Origin of the sequence: Nocardioides sp. Root1257 (genome assembly GCF_001425175.1) — a bacterium.
Lineage (GTDB): Bacteria > Actinomycetota > Actinomycetes > Propionibacteriales > Nocardioidaceae > Nocardioides.
This window is the reverse complement of sequence record NZ_LMDV01000001.1, coordinates 188,774-215,213: the sequence shown is the minus strand read 5'-3', so window position 1 is coordinate 215,213 and position 26,440 is coordinate 188,774. Positions and strand designations below refer to the sequence as shown.

The following is a 26,440-nucleotide window of genomic DNA, read 5'->3' as shown; positions in this document are numbered from 1 at the left end:
GCGCAGAGTGGGAGCGCGTCCATCCACGGTTGGTGACCAAACGTCGAGCTTCGGGCCGCCCGTACGGTGGAGACCATGACTCGAATCGCGATCGTCGGGGGCCACGGACAGGTGGCCCAGCACCTCATCCACGACCTGCGCCGCTCGGACCACGACCCCGTCGCACTGGTCCGCACTGAGGCCTACCGTGCGGAGCTGGAGGCCAAGGGCGCCGAGGTCAGGCTGCTCGACATCGAGCAGCAGGACGCGGCGGCGTTCGCCTCGGCGTTCGAGCGCTGCGAGGCTGTCGTGTTCGCTGCCGGTGGAGGACCGGACGGCAACATCGAGCGCAAGCGCACCGTCGACCTCGAGGGCTCGCTGAAGTCGATCGAGGGCGCCCGCCTGGCGGGCATCCGGCGCTTCGTGCAGATCTCCGCGATCGGCGTGGACGACCCGCTGCCGGAGGACACCGGCGACGTCTGGCGGGCGTACGTCGAGGCGAAGCGCGACGCGGACGCCGCCCTACGCGACAGCGACCTGGACTGGACGATCCTGCGCCCGGGCCGGCTCACCGACGACCCGGCGACCGGGCTGGTGACCCTCGGCCCCGACGTACCCCGGGGTGACGTCACGCGGGCCGACGTCGCCGCGGTGGTCGCCGCGGCCCTCGACACCGACCGCACGATCGGGCAGCAGTGGGCGCTGACGAACGGCGCCACCCCGATAGCCGAGGCTCTCTCCTAGGGCTCGTCGTCGGCCAGCGAGTCGTAGGCCACGACGCCGCGCCGTAGCGCTCCGATGGCCTGGCGGGCCGTGTCCCGGAGCGCGCTGTCTCCGGCGGCGCCCGCGACCTGCCCCGCCAGGTCGATGAGCTGCTTCATCCAGCGGACGAAGTCGCCCGCGGCGAGGTCGCTGGCGACCAGTACGTCGTCGAGGTCGTCGCCCTCGGCCCACCGGTAGGAGACCCACACGAAGCCGAGGTCGGGCGAGCGCAGGAAGTCCAGCTTGTGGTCGCGCTCGAGGGCGTCGAGGCTCCCCCACAGCTTCACCATCTCGCCGATCACCTCGCGCACCCGGCCTCCGGGCAGCCGCGGCGAGGAGGCGTCGTCGGGACGTCGCGCCTCGAAGACGAGCACCGACAGGGCGGCGGCGAGCTCGGACGGCGAGAGGCCGTCCCACAGCCCGAGCCGGATCGACTCGGCCGCCACCAGGTCCATGTCGGAGTAGAGCCGCATCAGGTGCTTGCCCCGCTCGGTGATCGTGTCGCCCTCGAGGTAGTCCAGCGCGGTGAGCACGTCGCAGACCCGGTCGAACTGCCGGGCGACCGTGTTGGTGCGCTGCTCAACCCGGCGCCGCAGCGTCTGCGCGTCCCGGTCGAGCTTCACCCAGCGCTCCGCCCAGCGTGCGTGGTCCTCGCGGTCGGGGCAGTCGTGGCAGGGGTGGGCGCGCAGCTGGTCGCGCAGGCGGCTGACCTCGTCGTCCGCATGGTTGCGGGTCTGGTCGCGGCCGCGCTGCTTCACCAGCCGCGGCGGCGCCAGGTCGTGCGTGCGCGACTTGAGCGCCGAGGCGAGGTCGCGGCGCATCTGCGGGTTGCGGCCGTTGAAGTTCTTGGGGATCTTGACCTTCCCCATCGCCTCCACGGGCGCCGGGAAGTCGATCATCGCGAGCCGGCGCGCCTGACGGTCCGAGGTGACGACGTACGGTCGCGGCCCCTCGGGCGACCAGCCCGGGTCGACGACGACGGCCCAGCCGGCGAACTTCCCCGTCGGCACCATGATCACGTCGCCCGGCTTCAACTCCTTCAGCGACGCGGCGGCCTCCTCGCGGAGGTCGGCCTTGCGGGCCTTGCTGGCGCCCTTCTCGACGTCGCTGATGCGCTGCCGAAGGGCGGCGTACTCCATGAAGTCGCCGCGGTCGCAGGCCGCCGCCTCGCGGTAGCCGTCGAGGGCGTCCTCGGCCTTGCGCAGCTGTCGCGCGAGGCCGACGACGGCCTTGTCGGCCTGGAACTGCGCGAACGACTGCTCGAGCAGCTCCCGCGACCGGGTGCGGCCGAACTGGTGCACGAGGTTGACCGCCATGTTGTACGACGGCCGGAACGACGAGCGCAGTGGATAGGTGCGTGTGGAGGCGAGGCCGGCCAGCTCACGAGGGTTCATGCCGGGCTGCCAGAGGACGACGCCGTGGCCCTCGACGTCGAGGCCGCGACGGCCCGCGCGGCCGGTGAGCTGGGTGTACTCCCCCGGCGTGATGGCGGCGTGGGTCTCGCCGTTCCACTTGTCGAGCTTCTCGATGACCACCGTGCGAGCGGGCATGTTGATGCCGAGCGCCAGGGTCTCGGTCGCGAAGACCACCTTGCACAGGCCGCGGACGTAGAGCTCCTCCACGCACTGCTTGAACGCGGGCAGCATGCCGGCGTGGTGCGCGGCGACACCGCGGGTCAGTCCGTCGAGGAAGTCGTGGTAGCCCAGGACCTGGAGGTCGTCGGCGGGCAGGTGTCGGCAGGACGCCTCCACGAACGCGAAGATCTCGTCGCGCTCCTCCGGCTTGGTCAGCCGGATCCCGGCGTTGAGGCACTGCGTGACCGCCGCGTCGCACCCGACCCGGCTGAAGACGAAGACGATCGCGGGCAGCAGGCCCTCGCGGTCGAGGCGGTCGATCACGTCGACCCGGCTGGGGATCCACACCCGGCGGCCGTTGCCGACCTGACGCTGCCCGGGCTTCGACCGGCCGCGCGGCGTACGACGGTCCTTGATGCGGCTGCTGGCCCAGTCGTCGCGGGCGACCTTGAGCAGCTCGTCGTTGACCGGTGCGCCCTCCTTGACGAAGCCGGCGGCGGCGTCGACGTCCGAGGAGGCGAAGAGGTCGAGGAGGCGCTTGCCGACCATCACGTGCTGGTAGAGCGGGACCGGTCGCCGTTCCTCGACGATCACGGTGGTGTCGCCGCGGACCGTCTCGAGCCACTCGCCGAACTCCTCGGCGTTGGAGACCGTGGCCGACAGGGAGACCAGTGCGACCGACTCCGGGAGGTGGATGATCACCTCCTCCCAGACCGCACCGCGGGCGCGGTCGGCGAGGTAGTGCACCTCGTCCATGACGACGAAGCCGAGGCCGAGCAGGGTCCGCGAGCCGGCGTACAGCATGTTGCGCAGCACCTCGGTGGTCATCACCACGATCGGTGCCTCGCCGTTGACGACGTTGTCGCCGGTCAGCAGGCCGACCTTGTCGGGGCCGTAGCGGGCGACCAGGTCGGCGTACTTCTGGTTCGAGAGCGCCTTGATCGGCGTGGTGAAGAACGCCTTGCGTCCGGTCTCGAGCGCCAGGTGCACCGCGAACTCGCCGACGATCGTCTTGCCGGACCCGGTCGGCGCGGCGACCAGCACGCTGCGGCCCTCCTCGATCGCCTCGCAGCCGCGTCGCTGGAAGTCGTCGAGCGGGAAGTCGTACAGGCCAGCGAAGTCACGTACGACGGGGTGCTGACGCTGCTTGCGGTAGCTGGAGTACCGCTCGGACGGCGAGAGGTCCTGGTCGTCCGCGGTGCTCATGCGCCCAAACCTACGCGAGGACCGTCAGCGCTCCCGGCGCACACTCCACCGTCAGCGGCAGGGCGCCGAAACGCTCGCCGTCGGCGTACGAGACGATGCCCGGCGCCGCCACCGTCACCGAGCGGACGCGGTGGTGCTCGTACGCCGGGTGCGTGGTGTGGGTGCCCTTGAAGAGCTTGGGATAGGTGCGGACCAGGGCGGGCTTGCTCATCGGCTTGATGATCACCACGTCCAGCAGCCCGTCGTCGAGCAGCGCGCCCTCGGTGATGCGCAGGCCGCCGCCGAAGGACGGCCCGTTGCCGACCGAGACCATCATCGCCTCGAGCGAGAGCGGTACGCCGTCCAGGTCGAGCGTGTACGGCAACGGCTCGAAGGTGCGCAGCTCGGCGAGGGTGGCGATGTTGTAGCGCATCTGGCCCTTGGGCCAGGTCATGCTGTTGGCGCGCTCGTTGACGACGGCGTCGAACCCGGCGCACAGCACGGTGGTGAAGTACTTGGCGCCGCTGCGGGCCAGGTCCACCGTCCGGCGCTGTCCGGCCAGGATCCGCTCGACGGCGGCGCGGGGGTCCTTGCGGGGCAGGTCGAAGTAGCGGGCGACGTCGTTGCCGGTGCCGGCCGGGACGACGCCCAGCGCGGTGCTGCTGCCGGCGAGCGCCTGGACGCCGAGGTGGACCATGCCGTCTCCGCCGACGATGACGAGCGTCTCGACCCCGTCGGCCACGCACTGGCGCGCGAGGTCCTGTGCCTCGTCCGCGTCGCGGCCGGCCAGGCTGCGGGGGGTGATGCCGGCCTCCGCGAAGCGGGCCAGCGCCGCGTCGCGCGCCTTCGCTCCCCTGCCCTTGCCGGACGTGGGATTGGTCAGCAGCGCGATCTCGCCCGTGGTGCCGGTCACGGGCGAACAGTAGCGATCGCCGGCCTCCGGGGGCGACGTTTGGTCACCAACCGTGGGTGGGAGCGCTCCGGCTCTGTGCTTGGTGACCAAACGTGCAGCGGACAGTCAGCGTCCGGAATCGCCGATCCGGAGCAGGACGGCGTATCGATCGGCGGAGGCGCCGACCGCGCGGGCCAGGCGGGCGAAGGCGTCGAGGACCAGGTCGGCGGTGAAGAACGTGCCCGGGACCGCCAGCGCGAGGCGGCCCTCGCGGCGGACCAGGTGGACCTCGCCGTTGCGCCAGGCCTGGTGGGCGCGCGTACGCACGTCGTCCGGCGCGATCGGCGTCGGGTAGGCCTCGTCGACCGCGACCAGGTCGCACGCCACGGGGTCGACGCCGTCGCTCACGAGCTCGCCGCGGACGGCGTACCCGGTGCGCAGGCCGGCTTGCGCCGACCAGGTCACCGCGGCCACTCCCAGCCAGTCGGGAAGGTCGAAGGGATCCACGGGTGCGAAGGCCTCGCTCACAGTGGTGACGCCTCGTCGGGCGACAGCCCGGCGTTGGGACGGGCCTCCTCCTTGCGGCGGTCATGGACCCGCGCCAGCACCTCGGAGATGAAGTAGAGGACGACCATCGGCACCGCCATGATCGTCATCGTGAACGGGTCCGTGGAGGGTGTCGCGACGGCCGCGAACACGAAGATGCCGACGATGATCCAGGGGCGGTACTGCGCGAGCGTCTTGCCCTTCACGACGCCAGCGCGGTTGAGCATCACCACGAAGACCGGGATCTCGAACGCGAGCCCGAAGACGAGCAGGGTCCGGGTGAAGAACTGCAGGTACTCGTTGAAGTCGATGATGTTGGTGATGACGTCGGGGTTGAGCCCGATGAGCACCTCGAGGCCCTTCGGGAGGGTCAGCCAGCCGAGGACCAGACCGACCAGGAAGAGCGGCGCGGCGACGGCGACGAAGACGCGCGTCCAGCGCTTCTCGCTCGGGTGCAGCCCGGGCACGATGAACGCCCAGATCTGGTAGAGCCAGACCGGGCACGTGATGATCAGCGCGGCGAAGCCGCAGAGCTTCAGGTAGAGCATCAGACCGCCACCGGCGCCCTGGGTCGACGTGATGCTCTTGGTGCTCTCCGGGAGGTTCTCCCTCGCCTCCTTGTACGGCCCGTACACGAAGTCGAAGAGCTGGTCGAAGAAGAAGAGCGAGACGCCGAAGACGACAAGGAACGTGAGCGCGACCTTCAGGACGCGTGCGCGGAGCTCTCGGAAGTGGTCCGAGAGCGCCATCCGGCCGTCGTCGCCCACCGGGTGGACGGGCTTGCCGGAGAAGAGCCGATAGATACCTCGTAGCGCCACGGGCGTGCGGGGTCTCCGGCCTCAGCCGTTGTTCTTGTCGGCCTGGCGGTCCTCGACGGGGGGCTGGACCGGCGCGGCGGGAGGCGTCGGGGGCAGCTCGGTCGCAGCCGGCGGCACGGGCGGGGTCGACTTCTCGTCGTCCTCGTCATCGCGCAGGCCCTTGGTCTCGGCCTTGAAGATGCGCAGCGCCTGGCCGGTCCCGCGGGCCAGGTCGGGCAGCTTCGCGGCACCGAAGACGAGGATGACGATTGCCAGGATGACGAGCCACTCGGCTCCCTGGGGCAATCCGATCATGGGGTTGAGCATCGTGACCTCATCTGTTGGTTGCGGGCGTCGTCCATGCTACGCCCTGACTGTGTCTGATCGTCCGTCAGCCGTAGAGGCTGAGAGCATCTCGCGCGGCGGCGGCGTACGACTCGGCGTACGACGCCGGGCTGAGCACCCGGGCGTGCGGCGCCAGCCGGAGCAGCAGCCGCTCCAGCCACCGCTCGTTGGCCACCACGAGGTCGACCTCGAGCCGGCCGCCGCGCCGCCGGCGTACGGCGTGGACCGGGTAGTACTCCACGACCCAGCGTGCCGCCGGGTCGAGCTCGATGGTGGCCAAGGTGGTCTCCGGCGACTGCGGGAAGAACCCGTCCTTGCCCAGGTCGCGGGGCGGCTCGGGGTCGGACTCGATCGGGCTGTCGAGCACGGTCGCCTGCGCGATCCGATCCAGCCGGAACAGCCGGGGCGCCTCGGCGCTGTGGCACCAGGCGTCCAGGTAGGTGAAGCCGTGCGCAGTGACGATCCCCCGGGGGTCGACGACCCGCTCGGACTGCTCGTCGCGCGACGGCACGTAGTAGCTCAGCCGGACCTGCCGGTGCCGTGCGGCCGCCTGCCGCAGGTCGGCCTCCAGACGGACCACGTCGGGCCCCCCAGGCGTGTCGCCGGGATCGATCTGGACCGTCCCGGTGCCGTGCGCGGCCGCAGCCTCGAGCTTGCCGAGCGCCCGGTCGACGATCTCCCGGGTCTCCTCGCCCGCACTGCCACGGAGGGCGCGGAGCGCCACGATGATCGCGGTGGCCTCGGTGGGGGTCAGCCGCAGCGGACGGGCCAGGTAGTCGGCGTTGGTGATCCGGATGACGCCGTCGCCGCCCGGCTCCTCCAGCGCGTCGAGGTCGACGTCGATCAGGTCGTCCGGGTAGCCGCCCGGGAGGCCGCACATCAGCAGCACGTTGAGGTCGGCGAGCACCTGCTCGGCAGGCACGCCGAGGGCGTGCGCCGCGTCCTCGAGGCGTACGGCACCGCGCGCGTGCAGGAACGGCACCAGGGTGAGGAGGCGGGCGACCTGGTCCTTGGCGCCGGTGGGCTGCATGCTCATGCGCGTACTCGCTTCGCTCCGTGCGCGCACGAGGCACATCCTGCGCTGTGTAGGACCGTTCGCTCGCTGCGCTCGCTCACGACGCGACCTCCGCCCCGGCCACGATCGCCTGCAGCCGGCTGACGACCTCGGCGCGCAGCTCCACGGGCGACTCGACGTAGACGGCAGCGCCGTACCCGAGCAGCTCGTCGGCGACGCCGGTCCCGCCGCGGCTGATCCGGACCCGGTCCCACGGCGTCCGGGTGTCGGGGCCGCTGACGTCGTGCTCGACGGACACCGCGTCGGCGCGCAGCGCGATCCCGGCGTCTCGGCGTACGAGCAGCACCGCCTCCCCCGACGACGGGGCGGGGGCCAGGCGTACGGCGGTCGCACGGACGTCGGTGCCCGGCGGGACGTCGTACGAGCCGGGCGCGCCCTTCTTGCGGGCCTCGCCCTCGACGCGGGAGAGCCGGAAGACGCGCTCCTCGCCGCGGTCGGTGTCCAGGCCGACGACGTACCAGCGGCCCGAGTAGCGGACGACGCCCCACGGCTGCAGGTGGCGGGTCGTGGTCCGGGGTGCCCCCGGACGGCGGTAGTCGAACTCGACCGGCGTGCGCTCCTGGGTCGCCTCCCAGAACACGTCGAACGACGGCTCGTCGGCCGAGAGCCGCGGCTCGGCGATGTCGAGCGCCGACTCGTCGACCTCGACCCCGAGAGCGGTCAGCTTGCGGACCGCCTCCGTCGTCGCGTCCGCGAGCCGGGCGTGCTGCCAGACCCGTGTCGCGAGGCCGATCACCGCCGCCTCGTCGGGCGTCAGCGCGATGTCGGGCAGCGCGAGCCGGTCGGCGCGGACCCGGTAGCCGGGCTCGTCGTCGAAGTAGGCGTCCATGTTGCCGACCTCGATGGGGACGCCGAGGCTGCGCAGCTCCTCCTTGTCACGCTCGAACATCTTCTCGAAGGCGTCGGTGGAGGCGTCCGGGTAGAGGATCTCGCGGATCCGGTCCTTGCTGACGTAGTGCCGCTGGACCAGCAGCATGATCAGCAGGTTCAGCAGGCGCTCGCTCTTCCTGCCCGTGGTGCTGCTCATGCCGCTGATCCTTCCCGATGGATCAGGATGCAGCCAGGATGTCGACCACGAAGTACAGCGTGTCGGTGCCCTTGATGCCAGCCTGGCTGTTGCCCTGGGTGCCGTAGCCGTCAGCGGGCGGGATCGCGAGGATCATCCGGCTGCCGACCGTGGCGCCGACGAGCGTCTTGTCCCAGCCGGGCACGACCTGGCCGACGCCGATCGCGAAGGACGCGGGCGTCTTGCTGTAGCTCTCGTCGAAGGGCTTGGCGCCCTTGTAGACCTGGCCGAGGTAGTTGACGGTGATCGTCTGGCCCTTCTTGACGACGTCGCCGTCGCCGACGATCAGCGGCGCGGACTGCAGCTTGCCGCTGGGCTTCGGCGTACCGCTGAAGTCGAGCGCGGTCACCTTGTCACCGTCGGTGGTGAGGCCGGGCGCCCACGACGGGGCGGCCTTGTCCTTGCCCTGCGGGGCGTCGAGCACGGTGGTGCTGTCCATGATGTCGACGATGATCAGGACGTTGTCCTTGTTGCCGATGCCCATGTCGGTGTTGCCGCTCTCGCCGAACGCGTCCGCGGCGGTGGCCGTCACGGCGACGCGCGAGCCGACGGTCTGGTCGAGGATCGCGTCCTTGAAGACCGGGTTCAGGTCGCTGCTCGCCGGGATCGTCTGGGTCTGACCCTCGTCGTAGGTGCTGTAGGCCTGCTTCTGCGTCGTACCGTTGCCGATCCAGATGTGGATGACCACCTGGTCGCCGTCAGCGATCTTGTCGCCGTCGCCCTTGGTGACGACCTCGCTGTCGGTCTTGCTCACGTCGAGCTTGCCGTTCCACTCGACCTTCGGGGCCTTGCCGACATCGCCGGTGATGGTGATGCCGTGCAGCGCGCCGCCGGAGCTCGAGCCGCCGTCGGAGCCGTCGGAGCCGCTGTCGGAGCCGCAGGCGACGAGCGAAGCCCCCAGCACGAGCGGGAGGAGCAGGACCGGGAGGCGTCGGAGACGTCGTGACACAGGGTTCAACCTTCGGTTCGGGTGCAGGACTTCGGTGCTGGCCGCTCGATGTGAACCGGCAGCGCCGACACACTAGCCCTCGACCCTGAGCGGAGCCTGACTGCCGGGTGTCCGTGGTCCACCGTTTGGTCACCAAGCGCAGATCCGCTGGGCGGGGACCCACCGTTTGGTCACCAACGGTGGATCCAGGAGCTCACATCCCGTCGATGAGCCGCTGGACCCGCTCGTCGTACGCGCGGAACGGGTCCTTGCACAGCACCGTCCGCTGCGCCTGGTCGTTGAGCTTCAGGTGCACCCAGTCGACCGTGAAGTCCCGACGTCGTTCCTGGGCGCGGCGGATGAACTCACCACGCAGGCGCGCGCGGGTGGTCTGCGGCGGCACGGACTTGGCCTCGAAGATCTTGAGGTCGGTCGTGACCCGGGCCACGAGACCACGCTTCTCGAGGAGGTAGTAGAGGCCGCGGTTGCGGTGGATGTCGTGGTAGGCCAGGTCGAGCTGGGCGACGCGGGGGTGCGCGAGAGGGAGACCGTGGCGGGAGCGGTACTGCTCGATCAGCTTCCACTTGATCACCCAGTCGATCTCGCGGTCGACGAGGCCCAGGTCGTCGGACTCCACAGCCTTGAGGCCGCGCTCCCAGAGGTCCAGGGCGGCCTCGATCACCGGCGTGCTGATCTCGCGACGGTCGACGAAGTCCCGCGCCTTGGAGAGGTACTCCTGCTGGATGTCGAGCGCGCTCGCCTCGCGGCCGTTTGCCAGCCGCACCTTCCGGCGGCCGGTCACGTCGTGCGAGATCTCCCGGATCGCCCGGATGGGGTTCTCCATCGTGAGATCGCGCATCACCACGCCCTCCTCGATCATCCGGAGGACCAGGTCGCAGCTCGCGACCTTCAGCATGGTGGTCGTCTCGCTCATGTTGGAGTCCCCGACGATCACGTGCAGGCGCCGGTACTTCTCGGCGTCGGCGTGCGGCTCGTCGCGGGTGTTGATGATCGGACGGCTCCGGGTCGTGGCGCTGCTGACGCCCTCCCAGATGTGCTCGGCGCGCTGGGAGACGCTGAAGTTCGCACCTCGCGGGGTCTGCGTGATCTTGCCGGCGCCCACGATGATCTGCCGGGTGACGAGGAACGGGATCAGTACGTCGGCGAGTCGGGAGAACTCGCCGGCCCGGCTGACCAGGTAGTTCTCGTGGCAGCCGTAGGAGTTGCCGGCGGAGTCGGTGTTGTTCTTGAACAGGTAGATCTCGCCGGCGATGCCCTCGTCGTGCAGCCGCTGCTCGGCGTCGAGGAGCAGCCCTTCGAGGACCCGCTCCCCGGCCTTGTCGTGGGTGACCAGCTCGACGATGTCGTCGCACTCGGGGGTGGCGTACTCCGGGTGGCTGCCCACGTCGAGGTAGAGCCGAGCGCCGTTGCGCAGGAAGACGTTGCTGCTGCGGCCCCAGCTGACGACCTTGCGGAAGAGGTAGCGCGCCACCTCGTCCGGGCTCAGACGGCGCTGGCCCTTGAACGTGCACGTCACGCCGTACTCGTTCTCGATCCCGAAGATCCGCCGGTCCACGTGGTCAGCCTAGGCGCCGACTGGGCATTCGCAGGGATGTGACGCGGATTCATTGGCGTTGCTTGGCCGACGTTTGGTCACCAACCGCGTGCTCGCGGCCGCCTCAGGCCGATCCGGACCAGTCGATGAGGCCGCTGATCCGCTCCCAGCGGTTCATGATGCGTGCCCGCCCGACCTCGGAGTACATCGAGTTGCCGACCAACCGCTTCCAGCGTCGTACCCGATCGAGATCATGCGGGCGCTCCAGGGCGTCGTCGAGCTCGTGCATCAGGACGGCGGAGTGGTTGAGCAGGTCGTCGAGCCCGAATCCCTTGCGCACGTAGCCGGCGCCGGACAGGCCCCGTTCGCGGCGCAGATCGGTCTTGTGCTGCTCCTTGCGCCGATGGTGCGCACCGTCGTACTCGTGGATGAAGGGTGTGCCGGTCACCAGCAGGTCGACGCGGCCGAGGAACAGGCCGTCGGCATCGGCGACCTCCACCTGCGGCTCGACCGGGACTTCCATCTCCAGGTGGAACTGCTGCAGGACGGTCTCTCCTGCCGACTCGCTCCTGCCAGTGCGGCGCCGCCACGCCTCGCGCAGCATGCGTACGCCGGGGCGGCCCGAGCCCAGGACGGCCTCCATGCGATCTTCGTCGATGTGCCCGAGCCGGAGCGCGGACTCGAGCAAGATCATCATGTCGAGCAGCCCGAGGTCGCGGGCGGCGCGGAGCAGGATCTCCTCGGGTTGGTCGACCGGGAGCCCGATGTGACCGACCGGCTCGGACGGCCGTACCAGCCGGGAGCAGATGAGCCCGGGGCGCCGAGGACGCAGCCCGTTGCCCGAGACGGCGGCGAAGACCGGCACCTGCTCCGGCAGCCGGGGTAGCTGCCACCCCAGCAGCCGGGCGCCTGTGACGTGGGTGAAGAGCGCGCCCTTCGGGAGCACGAGCTGGTAGGCCCGGAGATCGCGCTCGAACTCCTGGTCCGTGCTCAGGCCCTCACGCCTCCAGACGCCCAGGCCGTGGCTGACCCGCCGCTGCGTGACAAGCCTGATCTCGCCGCGGAACGGCTCCGAGTCATCTGGGTCGTCGGTACGGTCTTTCATGCCGGTAAATCTGCGCCGTGAACGTGATCCAGGAAAGTGCCGATTTCAGGCCTGTGGATGAGCGCTCCGGGTGCCTGTCGACGCGCCGGTCAGGTCGCGCGACGTTTGGTCACCAACCGGTGATGGGAGCGCTCCACATCTGCGCTTGGTGACCAAACGTGGGGAACGGGACGATCAGGCGGGCGGCGCGATCGGTGCGTCGGGACCGGGGTCGTCGGTGACAGGAGCGGCATCGCCACCGGCGGGGGTGGCGGGTCCGCGGTCGCCGAGGAGCTCCTCGAGGCGCGTGGCGCGCAGCCGGACGAACTTGCGCGGCTGGCTGCGGGTGCGGTCGAGGATGGCCACCTCGAGGTCCTCGGTCGCGATGACCCGGTCCTCAGCGTCGGTGTGGCCCAGGGCCGCGACGGCGAGGCGGACGGCGTCGGCGAGCGAGCCGGCGTCGGCGTACCGCTCCTTGAGGTAGGTGCTCACCACGTCGGCCGCGCCACCCATCACGGCGTACCCGTGCTCGTCGGCGACCTGGCCGTCGTACGTCAGCCGGTACAGCTGGTCGTCGGCGGCCGCGTCGCCGATCTCGGCGACGAAGAGCTCGACCTCGTACGGCTTCTCGCCGCCACTGGAGAAGATCGTGCCGAGCGTCTGGGCGTAGGCGTTCGCCAGTCCCCGGCCGGTGACGTCGCGGCGGTCGTAGGAGTAGCCGCGCATGTCGGCGAGGCGTACGCCGGCGATGCGCAGGTTCTCGAACTCGTTGTAGCGACCCACCGCGGCGAAGGCGATCCGGTCGTAGATCTCGGAGACCTTGTGCAGCGCCTGCGAGGGGTTCTCGGTCGCGAAGAGCACGCCGTCGGCGTACTGCACCGCCACGACGGACCGGCCCCGGCCGATGCCCTTGCGGGCGAAGTCGGCCCGGTCCTTCATCAGCTGCTCGGGCGAGACGTAAAAGGGCATGCTCATCGCGCGCCACCCCCGTTCAGCGGTGCGGGCGGCCCGTCGGGTCGCGCCATCCGTCCGGCGATCACCCGGTCGGCGATCGCGGCCACCTCGTCGTCGGCCATCCGACGCCCGCCGTCGGCGGTCATCACCTGGACGACCGGGAAGATCCGGCGGGCGACGTCGGGCCCACCGGTCGCGGAGTCGTCGTCGGCCGCGTCGTACAGCGCCTCGATCAACGCCTCGACCGTCTGCTCGGCCGTGAGGTCGTCGCGGTAGAGCTTCTTGAGCGCGCCGCGGGCGAACAGCGAGCCGGAGCCGACCGAGTGGAACGCGGTCTCCTCGTAGCGGCCGCCCGTCACGTCGTAGCTGAAGATCCGACCCTGCTCGGCCGAGACGTCGTAGCCGGCGAAGAGGGGTACGACGGACAGCCCCTGCATCGCCATCCCGAGGTTGCCGCGGATCAGCGCCGACAGCCGGTTGGCCTTGCCGTCCATCGAGAGCGTGCTGCCCTCGATCTTCTCGTAGTGCTCCAGCTCGGTCTGGAAGAGCCGCACCATCTCCACGGCCAGGCCGGCGGTGCCGGCGATGCCGACGGCCGAGAACTCGTCAGCCGGGAAGACCTTCTGGATGTCGCGCTGGGCGATGATGTTGCCCATCGTCGCGCGCCGGTCACCGGCCATCACGACCCCGCCGGGGAAGGTCGCGGAGACGATCGTGGTGCCGTGCGGCGCGAGGTCCGCGGCGTGGCCCGGCGGCACCGTACGACGGCCCGGCAGCAGGTCGGGAGCCTGGCTGGCGAGGAAGTCGGCGAAGGACGAGGTGCCCGGCTGCAGGTACGCCGCCGGGAGGCGCGGGTCGCCCAAGGCCTACTCCCCGCCCTTCTGGATGAAGGACTTCACGAAGTCCTCGGCGTTGGTCTCGAGCACGTCGTCGATCTCGTCGAGGAGGTCGTCCACGTCGCTGTCGAGCGCCTCCTTGCGCTCGGCGACATCGGTCTCCGGGGCGGTCTCGACCGCCTCCTCGGTCTCCGAGGACTTCCGCGGCTGCTTCTGCTCCTGTGCCATGTCTCGACCCTATCCACTCAGCGGGTGAGAGCGGTGAACAAGGCCTCCGCCGTCTCACTTCGGTCCAGCAGCTCGCCCACGTGCGCCCTGCTGCCGCGCAGCGGGTCGATCGTCGGGACCCGCTGCAGCGACTCCCGGCCGGGGAGGTCGAAGATCACGGAGTCCCACGACGCGGCCGCGACGTGCTCGGCGTACTTCTCCAGGCACCGGCCGCGGAAGTACGCGCGGGTGTCCTCGGGCGGGTCGTGCATGGCGTCCTCGACGGCGGCATCGGTCAGCAGCCGCTCGATCCGGCCCCCGGCCACGAGCCGGTGGTACAGGCCCTTCTCCGGGCGGATGTCGGAGTACTGGAGGTCGATGAGCTGGAGCTTGGCATCGCTCCAGTCGAGCCCGTCGCGCTGGCGGTACTGCTCGAGGAGGTTGAGCTTCGCGACCCAGTCGAGCTCGCGAGAGAGCGACATCGGGTCGTTCTCGAGCCGGTCGAGCACCGACTCCCAGCGGGCGAGCACGTCGACCGTCTGCTCGTCGGCGTCGGCGCCGTACCGGTCCTCGACGTACTTCCTCGCCAGGTCGAGGTACTCGAGCTGGAGCTGGATCGCGGTCAGCTCGCGCCCGTCGGTCAGGCGCACCCGGTGCTGGAGCGTCGGGTCGTGCGAGATGGCCCTCAGGCCCGCCACCGGTCCGTCGACGGTCAGGTCGGTCGAGATGAACCGGTCCTCGATCATCGCGAGCACCAGCGAGGTCGTGCCGACCTTGAGGTAGGTCGAGATCTCCGACAGGTTGGCGTCGCCGATGATCACGTGCAGGCGGCGGTACTTCTCGGGGTCGGCGTGCGGCTCGTCGCGGGTGTTGATGATCGGCCGCTTGAGCGTGGTCTCGAGACCCACCTCGACCTCGAAGAAGTCGGCGCGCTGGCTGAGCTGGAAGCCGTCCTCCCGACCGTCCTGGCCGATCCCGACCCGGCCCGCGCCGGTGATCACCTGGCGGCTCACGAAGAACGGCGTGAGGTGGCGGACGATGTCGCCGAACGGCGTCGAGCGCCGCATCAGGTAGTTCTCGTGGGCGCCGTACGACGCGCCCTTGTTGTCCGTGTTGTTCTTGTAGAGCACGATCGGCGTGCCGCCCGGCAGCTGGCCGGCGCGGCGGGCCGCGTCGAGCATCACCAGCTCGCCCGCCTTGTCCCAGCGGACGGCGTCGAGCGGCGTGGTCACCTCGGGGCTGGAGTACTCCGGGTGCGCGTGGTCGACGTACAGCCGCGCGCCGTTGGTGAGGATGACGTTGGCCAGACCGAGGTCCTCGTCGGTGAGCTGGGTCGGGTCGGCGACCTGTCGCGACATGTCGAAGCCGCGCGCGTCGCGCAGCGGGGACTCCTCCTCGAAGTCCCACCGGGCCCGACGGGCCTTCACCGTCGCCGACGCGTAGGCGTTGACGACCTGCGAGGAGGCGACCATGGGGTTGGCCAGGGGCTGGCCCTGCACGGCGATGCCGTACTCGACCTCGTTGCCCATGACGCGGCGGACGCTCATGTGTCGAGCGTACGCGAGCCGAGCAGGCCGTAGCCTCGGGTCATGGGCTGGTGGACCGATCGTGTCGTGCCGCGCCTCGTCGACCGGGCGCTGTCGACGAGTGACGTGATGGAGCTGCGCACCGCGGCCTGCGCCGGGCTGGCGGGCCGCGTCCTCGAGATCGGCTTCGGCAGCGGCCTCAACGTCGGCCTCTACCCGGTCGCGGTCACGAGCGTCGACGCGGTCGAGCCCTCCGACCTGGGCTGGGAGCTCTCGGCAGCCCGACGCCGCTCGGCGAGCCTGCCGATCGCCCGCGTGGGCCTGGACGGACAACGGCTCGAGGCCGAGGACGCGGCGTACGACGCCGTCCTCTCGACGTTCACGCTCTGCACGATCCCCGACGTGGAGCGGGCGCTGGCGGAGGTACGTCGGGTGCTGCGGCCCGGCGGCACGCTGCACTTCCTCGAGCACGGGCTCTCCCCCGAGCCCGGGGTGGCGCGGTGGCAGCGGCGGCTGGACCCGGTGCAGGGACGCGTCGCCGGCGGGTGCCACCTGAGTCGCGACATCCCCGGCCTCGTCTCGACCGTGCTCCGGGTCGGGTCCGTCGAGGCGGCGTACCTGCCCGGCCCGAAGGCGGCCAGGCCGTGGGGCTACGGGTTCGTCGGAGTGGCGTCGTGACGGGTGCGGCCGACCGGGCGACTGCGGCTGCGGACGCGCTCGGAGTGGCGTACGCCGTGACCGAGCACGGGCCGGTGCGCTCGCTCGCCGAGGCCGCGGCGGCCCGCGGGGTCGAGCCGCGCCAGATCGTGAAGACGATGGTGGTGCGGGTCAGCGACGGCGACTTCCGGTTCGTGCTGGTGCCCGGGGACCGCGAGATCGCCTGGCCGAAGCTGCGGTCCCTGCTCGGGGTCAACCGGATCTCGATGCCGAGTGCGGAGACGGCGTACGACGTGACCGGCTACGTGCGCGGCACGATCACGCCGCTGGGCAGCGCCACTCCCCTGCCGGTTGTCGCCGATGCTGCCGTGACCGGCCGGATCAGCATCGGCGGCGGGGCTCCCGGTGTGGCGCTCACCGTCGACGCGGGCGCGCTGCTGGACGCGCTCGACGCGACGATCGCCGACGTCACCGAGCCCGCCTAGCGGTCAGTAGCGGGAGTCGTCGTACGCGCGGCGGGTCATCCGCCAGCTCACCGAGGCGGCGAGCAGCCCGATCAGCAGCACTAGCATCCACAGCATGAGGTGACCGTGCCCGGCGTCCGGGCCAGGTAAACGCCGGGTGAACGGTCACATGCCGGGGCCGCCGCCAGCCGTGGTGTCGCGGTTGATCAGCGCCTGGGCGGTGGCCCAGCCGCGGTTCGTCTCGGCGCCTGGATCCGGGCGCCCCCGCCTGCCCGTCGCCCGGCCGCTCGCCCACCATGCGATGGCGAACAGGACGACCGCGACCACTCCTGCGATGAGCCAGAACATCATGGTTCCTCCCGAGTGCTGCTCCGCGCCGTACGAGAACTGCTACAGATACTGACCCGTGTTGGACACTGTGTCGATCGACCGGCCCGGCTCGGTGCCCTGCTTGCCGGTGATGAGCGTGCGGATGAAGACGATCCGCTCGCCCTTCTTGCCGGAGATGCGGGCCCAGTCGTCGGGGTTGGTCGTGTTGGGCAGGTCCTCGTTCTCCTTGAACTCGTCCACGCACGCCTGGAGCAGGTGCGAGACCCGGAGGCCCTTCTGGTCGTGGTCGAGGAGGTCCTTGATCGCCATCTTCTTGGCGCGGTCGACGATGTTCTGGATCATCGCGCCCGAGTTGAAGTCCTTGAAGTACAGGACCTCCTTGTCGCCGTTCGCGTAGGTGACCTCGAGGAAGCGGTTCTCCTCGGTCTCGGTGTACATCCGCTCGACGGTCGCCCGGATCATCCCGGCGACGCAGGCGTCCTTGTCGCCACCGAACTCGGCGAGGTCGTCGGCGTGCAGCGGCAGCGTCGCCGTGAGGTACTTGCTGAAGATGTCGCGGGCGGACTCCGCGTCGGGGCGCTCGATCTTGATCTTCACGTCGAGGCGGCCGGGCCGCAGGATCGCCGGGTCGATCATGTCCTCGCGGTTGGAGGCACCGATCACCAGGACGTTCTCGAGGAGCTCGACGCCGTCGATCTCGCTGAGCAGCTGGGGGACGATGGTGTTCTCGACGTCCGAGGAGACACCGGAGCCGCGGGTGCGGAAGAGCGAGTCCATCTCGTCGAAGAACACGATGACCGGCGTACCCTCGCTGGCCTTCTCACGAGCCCGCTGGAAGACCAGGCGGATGTGCCGCTCGGTCTCGCCGACGTACTTGTTGAGCAGCTCGGGGCCCTTGATGTTCAGGAAGTAGGACTTCCCCTCCTGGCCCGTCTTGGCGGCGACCTTCTTGGCGAGCGAGTTGGCGACCGCCTTGGCGATCAGTGTCTTGCCGCAGCCGGGAGGGCCGTAGAGCAGCACGCCCTTGGGCGGCTTGAGCTCGTGCTCCTTGAACAGCTCGGGGTGCAGGTAGGGCAGCTCGACGGCGTCGCGGATCTGCTCGATCTGGCCGAACAGGCCACCGATCGACTCGTACGCGATGTCCGGGACCTCCTCGAGGACGAGCTCCTCGACCTCGGACTTCGGGACCTTCTCGTAGACGTAGCCGGAACGGGCGTCGAGCAGCAGCGAGTCGCCGGCGCGGATCGTCTGGGTGCGCAGCGGCTCGGCCAGGCGGACGACGCGCTCCTCGTCGGCGTTCGCGATGACCAGGACGCGGTCGCCGTCGGCGAGCAGCTCCTTGAACATCACGACCTCGCCGACCTTCTCGAACTCGAGGGCGGCGACGACGTTGAGCGCCTCGTTGAGCATGACCTCCTGGCCACGCTGGAGCGTGTCGAGGTCGACGCTCGGGCTCACGTTGACCCGCAGCTTGCGGCCACCGGTGAAGACGTCGATGGAGTCGTCCTCGTTGCGGCTCAGGAAGGTGCCGAAGCCGGCGGGCGGCTGTGCCAGCCGGTCGACCTCCTCCTTGAGCTTCATGATCTGGTCGCGGGCCTCGCGCAGGGTCTGGGCCAGACGCTCGTTCTGGGAGGTCAGCCCGGCGAGGGACCGCTGCGCGTCGGCGAGCCGCAGCTCCAGGCCGCGCGAGCCCGACGGGCTCTCGCTCAGTCGCAGGCGGAGATCGGAGACCTCGGCCTCCAGGAACCGGACCTGCTCAGCGAGCTCCGCGGGGGAACGACCGCCCGCGCTGGAAACGCCTTCGGATGTCGACATCAGCGCCACCTCCTGTGTCATCGACCCTACCCGCGGCAATGGCCGTCCGGCGTAGTCATTTCGCGGAGTTGGTCACGTTTTGGACGCGACTCGGCGTTGGCGGGGTCGGTCCGCGTCCACCGTTTGGTCACCAAGCGCAGAAATCTCGGCGGAACTCTGCGGTTGGTGACCAAACGTCGGAGCCGGTGACCTACTCGACAGGCTCGTCCGGGACGTCGGCAGGACGCGGACCGGTGTAGTCGACGCCGTACGCGCCCGGAGCCGGCCGACGCTTCTTCATCGGTGCCTTCTCCCCCGGCGCCATCCGGCGGGCGGTGACGAGGAAGGCGGTGTGCCCGATCATCTTGTGGCCGGGCCGCACCGCGAGACCCTCGACGTGCCAGTCGCGCACGAGCGACTCCCAGGCCTGCGGCTCCGTGAACCCGCCGTGCACGCGCACGGTCTCCACGAACCGCGACAGCTGGGTGGTCGTGGCGACGTATGCGCAGACGATGCCGCCGGGCCAGAGCGCGTCGGCGGCGGCGTCCAGGCACTCCCACGGCGCGAGCATGTCGAGGATGATCCGGTCGGCGCGCTCGCCGGATGCCGGGAGCGCCTCGGCGAGGTCGCCGACGGTCAGCTGCCACGCCGGGTGGGTCTCGCCCTCCGGCGCGCCGAAGAACTGCTCGACATTGCGGCGGGCGACGTCGGCGAACTCCTCGCGGCGCTCGTACGACGACACGCGACCGAACGGGCCTACCGCGCGCAGCAGCGAGCAGGTCAGGGCACCCGACCCGACACCGGCCTCGACGACGTGCGCGCCCGGGAAGATGTCCGCGAACGCGACGATCTGCGCGGCGTCCTTCGGGTAGACGACGGCAGCCCCGCGCGGCATCGAGACCACGAACTCGGAGAGCAGCGGACGGAACACGAGATACTCGCCGCCCGAGGTCGAGGTGATCGTGAATCCCTCTTCGCGGCCGATCAGGTCGTCGTGCGACATCCCGCCGCGGTTGGTGTGGAACGTCTTCCCGGGCTCCAGGCAGATGTTGTGGCGCCGGCCCTTGCCGTCCAGCAGCCGTACCCACTCCCCGGCTCGCAGTGGGCCGCGGTGCACCCCGGACCACGCCTGGGTGGCTACGTCGGGGGCGGAGTCGGCAGGGTCGGCTGCCGAGCTGGCGTCGGGGGTGTCGGACACCCCCGGAACACTAGTGGCCGCCCTGCTGGAAGGCCCTATCGACATCGGCGGTGGTGAGAACCCCGAGGACGGAGCCGTCCTCCTCGACCAGGAGGTACTCGGCGGCAGGGTGGCGGGTGATCGCCATGACCAGGTCCTCACCGGCGATCTCGGCAGGAAGACGGAGCCCGTCGTCGAGCGAGCGGGCGACCGCCGACGTCGCGATCCACGGCCTGCGCTCCTCCGGCGTGGCGTCGAGCGCCGCCTCGCTGACGATGCCGACCGGCTCGCCGGCGGAGGTGACCGTGATCAGGCTTCCGGCCTCGGCCTCCTGCGCACGACGTACGGCCTCTGCGAGCGGCAGGTCGCCGGGGACGGCGAGGGTACGGCGCGCCAGGGTCCGCGCGACCAGGTGCGGCAGCCGGCTTCGGATCCGGGCCGAGGACATCGCAGCCGTGGCGCCGGACCACAGGAAGGCGGCAACGATGACCGCCAGGCCGAAGTCGAGGATGCTCGGGTCGACGCCCGTGAGGCGAGACTGGACCAGGGGGTAGCCGATCGCCGCGACCGCGGTCACCCGACCGCCCCATCCGGCGACGATGGTGCCGCGGTGGACGTTGCCGGAGAACTTCCAGACGGCCGACTTGAGGACCCGCCCGCCGTCGAGGGGCAGGCCGGGAACGAGGTTGAGGAGCCCGACGAGGAGGTTGGCGCCGGCGAGCCCCTCGACCGCGACCAGGAGCAGGCCGTCGGGCGTGACGAACCAGAGACCCAGCGCCACCACGCCCACGGCCAGGGACGTGAGCGGTCCGACGACAGCGATCAGGAACTCCTGGCGCGGCTTGCGGGCCTCCCCCTCGATCGACGTCATGCCGCCGAGGAAGTGGAGGGTGATGTCGCCGACGGGGAAGCCCAGGCGGCGGGCCATCAGGGCGTGCGACGCCTCGTGGAGCAGGACGGACAGGTAGAGGATCACCGCGAAGGCGAAGCCGGCGACGTACTTCCACGCCCCGATCCCGGGCGACGACGCCTCGATCCGCGGCGAGACGATCACGGCGATCAGCCCGGCGACGACGAACCAGGACGACGAGACCAGGACGTCGCTGCCCGCGATGGTGCCGATCTTGAAGGTGCCCGACGGCCGGGGACGGGCGGGCGAGTCGGGCACGCAGCGAGGCTAGCCGAGGGAGCGTCGGCGGGCTCGCCTAGGGTGACGGCGTGGGTGTGGAGCAGGAGTCGCCGGCGATCCGGGTGTCGACGCCCGTCGACGGCGTCGACGTCCTCGGTGCGCTGTCGCCGAGTCGGGCCGGCGACTTCATGAGCTGTCCCCTGCTGTACCGGTTCCGCACCATCGACAAGCTCCCGGAGCCGTTCTCGCCCGACGCGGTCCGCGGCACCGTGATCCACAAGGTGCTCGAAGACCTCTTCGACCTTCCGGCGATCGAGCGCACCCCGCAACGCGCCGACGAGATGCTGGTCCCGGCATGGGAGGCGCTCGTCGAGCAGGAGCCCGACCTGCGCGAGATGCTCGGTGCCGACGACGGTCCGGAGATCACGGCCTGGCTGGCGAACTGCCGCACCGTGCTGTCGCGCTACTTCTCGCTCGAGGACCCGAGCCGGCTCGAACCGGCGGAGCGCGAGCTGTACGTCGAGGCGCTGCTCGACTCCAAGCTGCTGCTCCGCGGCTTCGTCGACCGCATCGACGTCGCTCCCGACGGCTCGATCCGGGTGGTCGACTACAAGTCGGGCAACGCGCCGTCGGAGATGTTCGAGGCCAAGGCGCTCTTCCAGATGAAGTTCTACGCCCTGGTCATCTGGAAGACCCGCGGCGTGGTGCCCGCGATGCTGCAGCTCGTCTACCTCGGCAACGCCCAGATCCTCCGCTACGTCCCCGAGGAGCGGGACCTGCTCGCCACCCAGCGCAAGGTCGAGGCCGTCTGGCAGGCCGTCCGACTGGCCGAGGAGTCCGGGGACTGGCGCCCCAACAAGAGCCGGCTCTGCTCCTGGTGCGCGCACCAAGCCATCTGCCCGGCCTGGGGCGGCACTCCCCCGCCGCTGCCAGCGCGGGCCGAGCCGGTCGACCTCGAGGGGCCGGATCTGCCCGACTGACGCGTCGGCCGCGCGCCGTTTGGTCACCAAGCGCAGGGTGGGAGCGATCCCGTCTGCGCTTGGTGACCAAACGGCGGGGACGGCCAGGACGCAGTCAGCGGTGGTACGCCGACCAGACCTCGGCCAGGTCGACGCCCACGAGCGACTCCGCGAAGACGCGACGCTCCCCGGCGAGGACGGGGACGTGGTTCTCGACGACGAGCACGAGGCACCCGGCGCTCTCGGCCGACTTGGCGCCGGTGTTGGAGTCCTCGACCGCGAGGCAGTCGCCGGGTGCGAGGCCGAGTGCGGCGGCGGCGGTCAGGTAGGGCTCGGGGTGCGGCTTGCCGAACTCCACGACGTCCCCGGTGACGATGACGCGGAAGGTCTCGGGCGGCAGCTGCGCGAGGATCGGCGCGACGAACCGCTGGTAGGACATGGTGACCAGCGCGCACGGCGTACCCGCCGCCGACAGCCGCTCGAGCATCTCGCGCGCGCCCGGGCGCCACGGGACGTCCTGCTCGACCCGCGCCACGACCCCGTCGAGGAGCTCCTCGACGATCTGCTCGGCGGACGGCTCGATGCCCATGTGCTCACGGATGTAGCGGCCGGAGTCGAGGAGGTCGTTGCCCACCAGGTTGAGCGCGTGCGCGTGACTCCAGGTGCCGCCGTGCCGCTCGGCGATCTCGAACTCGGTGTCGATCCAGTACGGCTCGGTGTCCACCAGGGTGCCGTCCATGTCCCAGAGGACGGCACGCGGCGCCGAAACGTCAGTCATCCGGGTCGTAGCCCAGGTTCGGGGACAGCCACTTCTCGGCCTCGGCGAGGCTCCAGCCCTTGCGCTCGGCGTACGCCGACACCTGGTCGCGCCCGATGCGACCGACCACGAAGTACTGCGATTGCGGGTGGCTGAAGTACCACCCGGACACCGACGCGCCGGGCCACATCGCCATCGACTCGGTGAGGGCGATGCCGGTGGTGGCCTCGACGTCGAGGAGCTCCCAGAGGGTCGCCTTCTCGGTGTGGTCGGGGCAGGCGGGGTAGCCGGGGGCGGGCCGGATGCCCGAGTACTTCTCGGCGATCAGGTCCTCGTTCGAGAGCTGCTCGGCCTCGACGTGGCCCCAGAACTCGGTGCGCACGCGCTGGTGCAGCCGCTCGGCGAACGCCTCGGCGAGCCGGTCCGCGAGCGACTCGATCAGGATCGCGTTGTAGTCGTCGAGCTCGTCGCGGAACTTCTGCACCCGCTCCGGCAGCCCGATGCCCGCGGTCACCGCGAACCCGCCGACGTGGTCGGCGAGCCCGGTCGACACCGGCGCCACGTAGTCGGCCAGCGACCGGTTGGGCACGCCCTCCCGGTGCTCGCCCTGCTGGCGCAGGTGGTGCAGCACGGCGCGGACGTCGGTGCGGTCCTCGGAGGTGTAGAGGACCGTGTCGTCACCGTCCCCGGCGGCCGGGAAGAACCCGTAGACGGCGCGGGCGGTCAGCCAGTCCTCGGCGATGATCTGGTCGAGCATCGCCTGCGCGTCGTCGTACAGCTTGCGCGCCGCCTCGCCGCTCGCCGGGTTGTTGAGGATGTCGGGGAACTTGCCCTTCATCTCCCAGGCGTTGAAGAACGGCTGCCAGTCGATGTAGTCGCGCAGGTCGGCGATCGGGTAGCCGTCGAGCACGTGCACCCCGGGCTCGCGCGGCACCGGCGGGACGTACGCCGACCAGTCGACCGGCGTGGCCCGCTGCTGCGCCTCGTCGTACGAGATCAGCTTGCGGTCGCTCTTGGCGGCGTGGCGGGTGCGGAGGGAGTCGTAGTCCTCCTTGACGTCCGCCATCAGCTTGGCGCGCCGGTCGTCGTGCAGCAGGGCGGCAGCAGTCGGCACCGAGCGGGACGCGTCCTTCACCCAGACGACCGGGCCGTCGTACTTCGGGTCGACCTTCACTGCGGTGTGCGCCCGCGACGTGGTGGCGCCGCCGATCAGCAGCGGGATCGTCAGGCCCTGGCGCTGCATCTCCGACGCGAGGTTGACCATCTCGTCGAGCGACGGGGTGATCAGGCCGGACAGCCCGATGATGTCGGCCGAGTGCTCCTGCGCGGCGTCGAGGATCTTCTGCGCGGGCACCATCACGCCGAGGTCGATGACCTCGTAGTTGTTGCACTGGAGCACCACACCGACGATGTTCTTGCCGATGTCGTGGACGTCGCCCTTGACCGTGGCCATCACGATCGTGCCGTTGGTCTCCTTGACGGTCGCGAGCTCGGGGTTGTCGAGCTTCTCCTGCTCGATGAAGGGGATCAGGTAGGCGACGGCCTTCTTCATCACGCGCGCCGACTTCACGACCTGGGGCAGGAACATCTTGCCCGCGCCGAACAGGTCGCCGACGACGTCCATCCCGGACATCAGCGGACCCTCGATCACCTCGATCGGCCGGCCCCCGCGGGCGGCGATCTCCTCTCGGAGCTCCTCGGTGTCGGCCTCGACGTGGGCGTCCAGGCCCTTCACCAGCGCGTGCGTGATCCGCTCGCCGACGGGCAGGGAGCGCCACTCCTCGGCGGCGGCCTCGACGACCTCGCCCTCCTTGTTGTGCTCCTCGGCGATCTCGAGGAGCCGCTCCGCGGCGTCGGGGCGCCGGTTGAGCACGACGTCCTCGATCCGATCGCGCAGCTCGGGCTCGACCTCCGAGTACGGGATCAAGGCACCCGCGTTGACGATGCCCATGTCGAGCCCGGCCTCGATCGCATGGAAGAGGAAGACGGCGTGGATCGCCTCACGCACCGGGTTGTTGCCCCGGAAGGAGAAGCTGACGTTGGAGATGCCGCCGCTGACCTTGGCACCCGGAAGGTTCTGCTTGATCCAGCGGGTGGCCTCGATGAAGTCGAGGCCGTACGACGCGTGCTCCTCGATGCCGGTCGCGACCGCGAAGACGTTGGGGTCGAAGATGATGTCCTCGGCCGGGAAGCCGACCTCGTCGACGAGGAGTCGGTAGGCCCGCTCGCAGATCGCCTTGCGGCGCTCGAGGTTGTCGGCCTGGCCGTCCTCGTCGAAGGCCATCACGACCGCGGCGGCGCCGTACTTGCGCACCAGGCGGGCCTGCTCGAGGAACTTCTCCTCGCCCTCCTTCATGGAGATCGAGTTGACGATCGCCTTGCCCTGGACGTTCTTCAGGCCGGCCTCGATCACCTCGAACTTGGAGGAGTCGATCATGACCGGGACCCTGCTGATGTCGGGCTCGCTGGCGATCAGACGGGTGAAGCGGTCCATGGCCGCGACCCCGTCGATCATGCCCTCGTCCATGTTGACGTCGATGACCTGGGCGCCGTTCTCGACCTGCTGCGCCGCGATGCTCAGGCCGGTGTCGTAGTCACCGGCCTTGATCAGGTTGCGGAACTTGGCGGAGCCGGTGATGTTGGTGCGCTCCCCCACGTTCACGAAGAGGCTGGAGTCGTCGATCGTGAACGGCTCGAGACCCGAGAGGTGCATGCCCGGGACCGGTTCGGCGGGCGTACGGCGTGCCTTGGCGTCGACCGCCCGCGCGATGGCGGCGATGTGGGCCGGGGTGGTGCCGCAGCAGCCGCCGACGATGTTGACGAAGCCGCTGTCGGCGAACTCGGCGATGATCGCCGACGTCTCCTCCGGCGCCTCGTCGTACTCGCCGAAGGCGTTGGGCAGCCCGGCGTTCGGGTAGCACGAGACGAAGGTGTCGGCGAGGCGCGAGAGCTCGGCGATGTAGGGGCGCATCTCCTTGGCGCCGAGGGCGCAGTTGAGGCCGACCGCGAGCGGCTGCACGTGCCGCACCGAGTCCCAGAACGCCTCGGTGACCTGGCCCGACAGGGTGCGGCCGGAGGCGTCGGTGATGGTGCCGGAGATGATGACCGGCCAGCGGCGCCCGTGCTCCTCGAAGAGCGTCTCGACGGCGAAGATCGCGGCCTTCGCGTTGAGGGTGTCGAAGATGGTCTCGATCATCAGCAGGTCCGCGCCGCCGTCGACCAGGCCGCGGGCGGCCTCGAGGTACGCCGCGACGAGGTCGTCGTAGGTGACGTTGCGCGCGCCCGGGTCGTTGACGTCCGGCGAGATGGAGGCGGTCCGGGTGGTCGGGCCGAGAGCGCCGGCGACGTACCGCGGCCGCTCGGGGGTGCCGACGGCGTCCGCCTCACGACGGGCGAGGCGCGCCGACTCGAGGTTGAGCTCGTACGCGAACTCCTCCAGCCCGTAGTCGGCGAGCGAGATCGAGTTGGCGTTGAACGTGTTGGTCTCGATGATCTCGGCGCCGGACTCGAGGTACTCCCGGTGGATGCCGGCGATGATCTCGGGCTGGGTGAGCGTGAGTAGGTCGTTGTTGCCGATCAGGTCGCTCGGCCAGTCCGCGAACCGCTCGCCGCGGTAGCCGGCCTCGTCGGGGCGATCGCGCTGGATCGCCGTGCCCATCGCTCCGTCGAGCACCATGATCCGGGACTCGAGCGCGCGGGTGAGCTCCGCGGTCGCATCGGGTCGCAGCTCGGCTGACGGGGACTGCCCAGACGGCACGGGATCTCCTCTCGGACCGCGCGCTGCGGTCCAGGGGTCAAGCCTAGGAACCCGGTCCACACCTTGGAACGGATTCCCAGATCGTGACACCGAGCGTCCGGGCGG

The 26,440-nt window shown here is 70.4% G+C and carries 24 protein-coding genes; 4 read left to right on the top strand and 20 right to left on the bottom strand.

Annotated features, from left to right (window positions below):
• Window positions 1-75 precede the first annotated feature (75 nt).
• Entirely contained in the window at window positions 76-723 is a 648-nt protein-coding gene (locus ASC77_RS01035; RefSeq protein WP_056149721.1) for an SDR family oxidoreductase, read from the top strand.
• Here the strand turns inward: ASC77_RS01035 and ASC77_RS01030 are convergent.
• From ASC77_RS01030 to dop, 14 genes are all read right to left on the bottom strand, one after another.
• Entirely contained in the window at window positions 720-3,521 is a 2,802-nt protein-coding gene (locus tag ASC77_RS01030) for a DEAD/DEAH box helicase (protein WP_056147699.1), read from the bottom strand. The two genes, ASC77_RS01035 and ASC77_RS01030, sit on opposite strands and share 4 nt — an antisense overlap.
• Before the next feature lie 10 nt (window positions 3,522-3,531).
• The gene (locus tag ASC77_RS01025; protein ID WP_056147695.1) at window positions 3,532-4,413 is read right to left on the bottom strand and encodes a diacylglycerol/lipid kinase family protein; all 882 of its coding nucleotides are present in this window, start codon (window positions 4,411-4,413) and stop codon (window positions 3,532-3,534) included.
• Window positions 4,414-4,518: 105 nt separating this feature from the next.
• Complete coding sequence (locus ASC77_RS01020; RefSeq protein ID WP_056147691.1) at window positions 4,519-4,920, bottom strand: hypothetical protein; 402 nt, start codon at window positions 4,918-4,920, stop codon at window positions 4,519-4,521.
• Window positions 4,917-5,756, bottom strand: a complete 840-nt coding sequence (gene tatC / locus ASC77_RS01015) for a twin-arginine translocase subunit TatC (RefSeq protein ID WP_056147689.1) — start codon at window positions 5,754-5,756, stop codon at window positions 4,917-4,919. The genes ASC77_RS01020 and tatC overlap by 4 nt, the downstream gene beginning before the upstream one ends.
• Window positions 5,757-5,777: 21 nt before the next feature.
• Window positions 5,778-6,050: a twin-arginine translocase TatA/TatE family subunit gene (gene tatA / locus ASC77_RS01010; RefSeq protein WP_235547379.1), complete on the bottom strand. Its 273-nt coding sequence runs from the start codon at window positions 6,048-6,050 to the stop codon at window positions 5,778-5,780.
• Window positions 6,051-6,126: 76 nt separating this feature from the next.
• Complete coding sequence (locus ASC77_RS01005; protein ID WP_056147682.1) at window positions 6,127-7,116, bottom strand: helix-turn-helix transcriptional regulator; 990 nt, start codon at window positions 7,114-7,116, stop codon at window positions 6,127-6,129.
• A 76-nt stretch (window positions 7,117-7,192) separates the two neighbouring features.
• Window positions 7,193-8,182 carry a helix-turn-helix transcriptional regulator gene (locus ASC77_RS01000; protein WP_056147679.1) on the bottom strand — a complete coding sequence of 330 codons (990 nt, stop codon included), beginning with the start codon at window positions 8,180-8,182 and terminating at the stop codon, window positions 7,193-7,195.
• A 22-nt stretch (window positions 8,183-8,204) separates the two neighbouring features.
• A complete protein-coding gene (locus ASC77_RS00995; RefSeq protein WP_056147677.1) occupies window positions 8,205-9,170 on the bottom strand; it encodes an FKBP-type peptidyl-prolyl cis-trans isomerase in 966 nt (321 codons plus the stop codon).
• Window positions 9,171-9,363: 193 nt separating this feature from the next.
• Window positions 9,364-10,725, bottom strand: a complete 1,362-nt coding sequence (gene pafA, locus ASC77_RS00990; RefSeq protein WP_056147673.1) for a Pup--protein ligase — start codon at window positions 10,723-10,725, stop codon at window positions 9,364-9,366.
• Window positions 10,726-10,828: 103 nt separating this feature from the next.
• Window positions 10,829-11,809 (bottom strand): hypothetical protein, encoded by a 981-nt coding sequence (locus tag ASC77_RS00985; RefSeq protein ID WP_056147671.1) that lies wholly within the window; start codon window positions 11,807-11,809, stop codon window positions 10,829-10,831.
• A gap of 174 nt (window positions 11,810-11,983) precedes the next feature.
• On the bottom strand, window positions 11,984-12,763 hold the full coding sequence (gene prcA / locus ASC77_RS00980) for a proteasome subunit alpha (protein WP_056147668.1): 780 nt from the start codon (window positions 12,761-12,763) through the stop codon (window positions 11,984-11,986).
• Entirely contained in the window at window positions 12,760-13,605 is an 846-nt protein-coding gene (gene prcB / locus ASC77_RS00975) for a proteasome subunit beta (RefSeq protein ID WP_056147666.1), read from the bottom strand. Before prcB ends, prcA begins: the two co-directional genes overlap by 4 nt.
• Window positions 13,606-13,608: 3 nt before the next feature.
• Window positions 13,609-13,806 (bottom strand): ubiquitin-like protein Pup, encoded by a 198-nt coding sequence (locus ASC77_RS00970; RefSeq protein ID WP_056147662.1) that lies wholly within the window; start codon window positions 13,804-13,806, stop codon window positions 13,609-13,611.
• Window positions 13,807-13,823: 17 nt separating this feature from the next.
• On the bottom strand, window positions 13,824-15,332 hold the full coding sequence (gene dop / locus ASC77_RS00965) for a depupylase/deamidase Dop (RefSeq protein ID WP_056147659.1): 1,509 nt from the start codon (window positions 15,330-15,332) through the stop codon (window positions 13,824-13,826).
• A 42-nt stretch (window positions 15,333-15,374) separates the two neighbouring features.
• Here dop and ASC77_RS00960 point away from each other — a divergent pair, with 42 nt between their 5' ends.
• Together ASC77_RS00960 and ASC77_RS00955 are read left to right on the top strand one after the other, a co-directional pair.
• Window positions 15,375-15,989: a class I SAM-dependent methyltransferase gene (locus ASC77_RS00960; protein WP_056147655.1), complete on the top strand. Its 615-nt coding sequence runs from the start codon at window positions 15,375-15,377 to the stop codon at window positions 15,987-15,989.
• Window positions 15,986-16,453: an aminoacyl-tRNA deacylase gene (locus tag ASC77_RS00955; protein ID WP_156390864.1), complete on the top strand. Its 468-nt coding sequence runs from the start codon at window positions 15,986-15,988 to the stop codon at window positions 16,451-16,453. Before ASC77_RS00960 ends, ASC77_RS00955 begins: the two co-directional genes overlap by 4 nt.
• Window positions 16,454-16,597: 144 nt before the next feature.
• Here ASC77_RS00955 and ASC77_RS00950 read toward each other — a convergent pair whose 3' ends face one another.
• From ASC77_RS00950 to ASC77_RS00935, 4 genes are all read right to left on the bottom strand, one after another.
• Entirely contained in the window at window positions 16,598-16,783 is a 186-nt protein-coding gene (locus tag ASC77_RS00950) for a hypothetical protein (RefSeq protein WP_156390863.1), read from the bottom strand.
• Window positions 16,784-16,822: 39 nt separating this feature from the next.
• On the bottom strand, window positions 16,823-18,577 hold the full coding sequence (gene arc / locus ASC77_RS00945) for a proteasome ATPase (protein WP_056149719.1): 1,755 nt from the start codon (window positions 18,575-18,577) through the stop codon (window positions 16,823-16,825).
• A 190-nt stretch (window positions 18,578-18,767) separates the two neighbouring features.
• Window positions 18,768-19,673, bottom strand: a complete 906-nt coding sequence (locus ASC77_RS00940) for a tRNA (adenine-N1)-methyltransferase (RefSeq protein WP_056149718.1) — start codon at window positions 19,671-19,673, stop codon at window positions 18,768-18,770.
• 91 nt (window positions 19,674-19,764) lie between these two features.
• Window positions 19,765-20,901 carry a site-2 protease family protein gene (locus ASC77_RS00935; RefSeq protein WP_056147647.1) on the bottom strand — a complete coding sequence of 379 codons (1,137 nt, stop codon included), beginning with the start codon at window positions 20,899-20,901 and terminating at the stop codon, window positions 19,765-19,767.
• 50 nt (window positions 20,902-20,951) lie between these two features.
• Here ASC77_RS00935 and ASC77_RS00930 point away from each other — a divergent pair, with 50 nt between their 5' ends.
• Complete coding sequence (locus tag ASC77_RS00930) at window positions 20,952-21,842, top strand: RecB family exonuclease (RefSeq protein WP_235547378.1); 891 nt, start codon at window positions 20,952-20,954, stop codon at window positions 21,840-21,842.
• Window positions 21,843-21,936: 94 nt separating this feature from the next.
• On the opposite strand, the gene ASC77_RS00925 is transcribed toward ASC77_RS00930, so the two are convergent.
• Together ASC77_RS00925 and metH are read right to left on the bottom strand one after the other, a co-directional pair.
• Window positions 21,937-22,599 carry an HAD family hydrolase gene (locus tag ASC77_RS00925; RefSeq protein ID WP_056147644.1) on the bottom strand — a complete coding sequence of 221 codons (663 nt, stop codon included), beginning with the start codon at window positions 22,597-22,599 and terminating at the stop codon, window positions 21,937-21,939.
• Complete coding sequence (gene metH, locus ASC77_RS00920; RefSeq protein WP_200944903.1) at window positions 22,592-26,254, bottom strand: methionine synthase; 3,663 nt, start codon at window positions 26,252-26,254, stop codon at window positions 22,592-22,594. The genes ASC77_RS00925 and metH overlap by 8 nt, the downstream gene beginning before the upstream one ends.
• Window positions 26,255-26,440 lie beyond the last annotated feature (186 nt).

What these genes read in the sequence shown, in the direction of transcription:
- ASC77_RS01035 (WP_056149721.1), top strand. Translation starts at nt 76, where the DNA reads ATGACTCGAATCGCGATCGTCGGGGGCCACGGACAGGTGGCCCAGCAC.
- ASC77_RS01030 (WP_056147699.1), bottom strand. Translation starts at nt 3,521, where the DNA reads ATGAGCACCGCGGACGACCAGGACCTCTCGCCGTCCGAGCGGTACTCC.
- tatA (WP_235547379.1), bottom strand. Translation starts at nt 6,050, where the DNA reads ATGATCGGATTGCCCCAGGGAGCCGAGTGGCTCGTCATCCTGGCAATC.
- ASC77_RS01005 (WP_056147682.1), bottom strand. Translation starts at nt 7,116, where the DNA reads ATGAGCATGCAGCCCACCGGCGCCAAGGACCAGGTCGCCCGCCTCCTC.
- ASC77_RS01000 (WP_056147679.1), bottom strand. Translation starts at nt 8,182, where the DNA reads ATGAGCAGCACCACGGGCAGGAAGAGCGAGCGCCTGCTGAACCTGCTG.
- ASC77_RS00985 (WP_056147671.1), bottom strand. Translation starts at nt 11,809, where the DNA reads ATGAAAGACCGTACCGACGACCCAGATGACTCGGAGCCGTTCCGCGGC.
- prcA (WP_056147668.1), bottom strand. Translation starts at nt 12,763, where the DNA reads ATGAGCATGCCCTTTTACGTCTCGCCCGAGCAGCTGATGAAGGACCGG.
- ASC77_RS00970 (WP_056147662.1), bottom strand. Translation starts at nt 13,806, where the DNA reads ATGGCACAGGAGCAGAAGCAGCCGCGGAAGTCCTCGGAGACCGAGGAG.
- dop (WP_056147659.1), bottom strand. Translation starts at nt 15,332, where the DNA reads ATGAGCGTCCGCCGCGTCATGGGCAACGAGGTCGAGTACGGCATCGCC.
- ASC77_RS00960 (WP_056147655.1), top strand. Translation starts at nt 15,375, where the DNA reads ATGGGCTGGTGGACCGATCGTGTCGTGCCGCGCCTCGTCGACCGGGCG.
- ASC77_RS00950 (WP_156390863.1), bottom strand. Translation starts at nt 16,783, where the DNA reads ATGATGTTCTGGCTCATCGCAGGAGTGGTCGCGGTCGTCCTGTTCGCC.
- arc (WP_056149719.1), bottom strand. Translation starts at nt 18,577, where the DNA reads ATGTCGACATCCGAAGGCGTTTCCAGCGCGGGCGGTCGTTCCCCCGCG.
- ASC77_RS00925 (WP_056147644.1), bottom strand. Translation starts at nt 22,599, where the DNA reads ATGACTGACGTTTCGGCGCCGCGTGCCGTCCTCTGGGACATGGACGGC.
- metH (WP_200944903.1), bottom strand. Translation starts at nt 26,254, where the DNA reads ATGGTGCTCGACGGAGCGATGGGCACGGCGATCCAGCGCGATCGCCCC.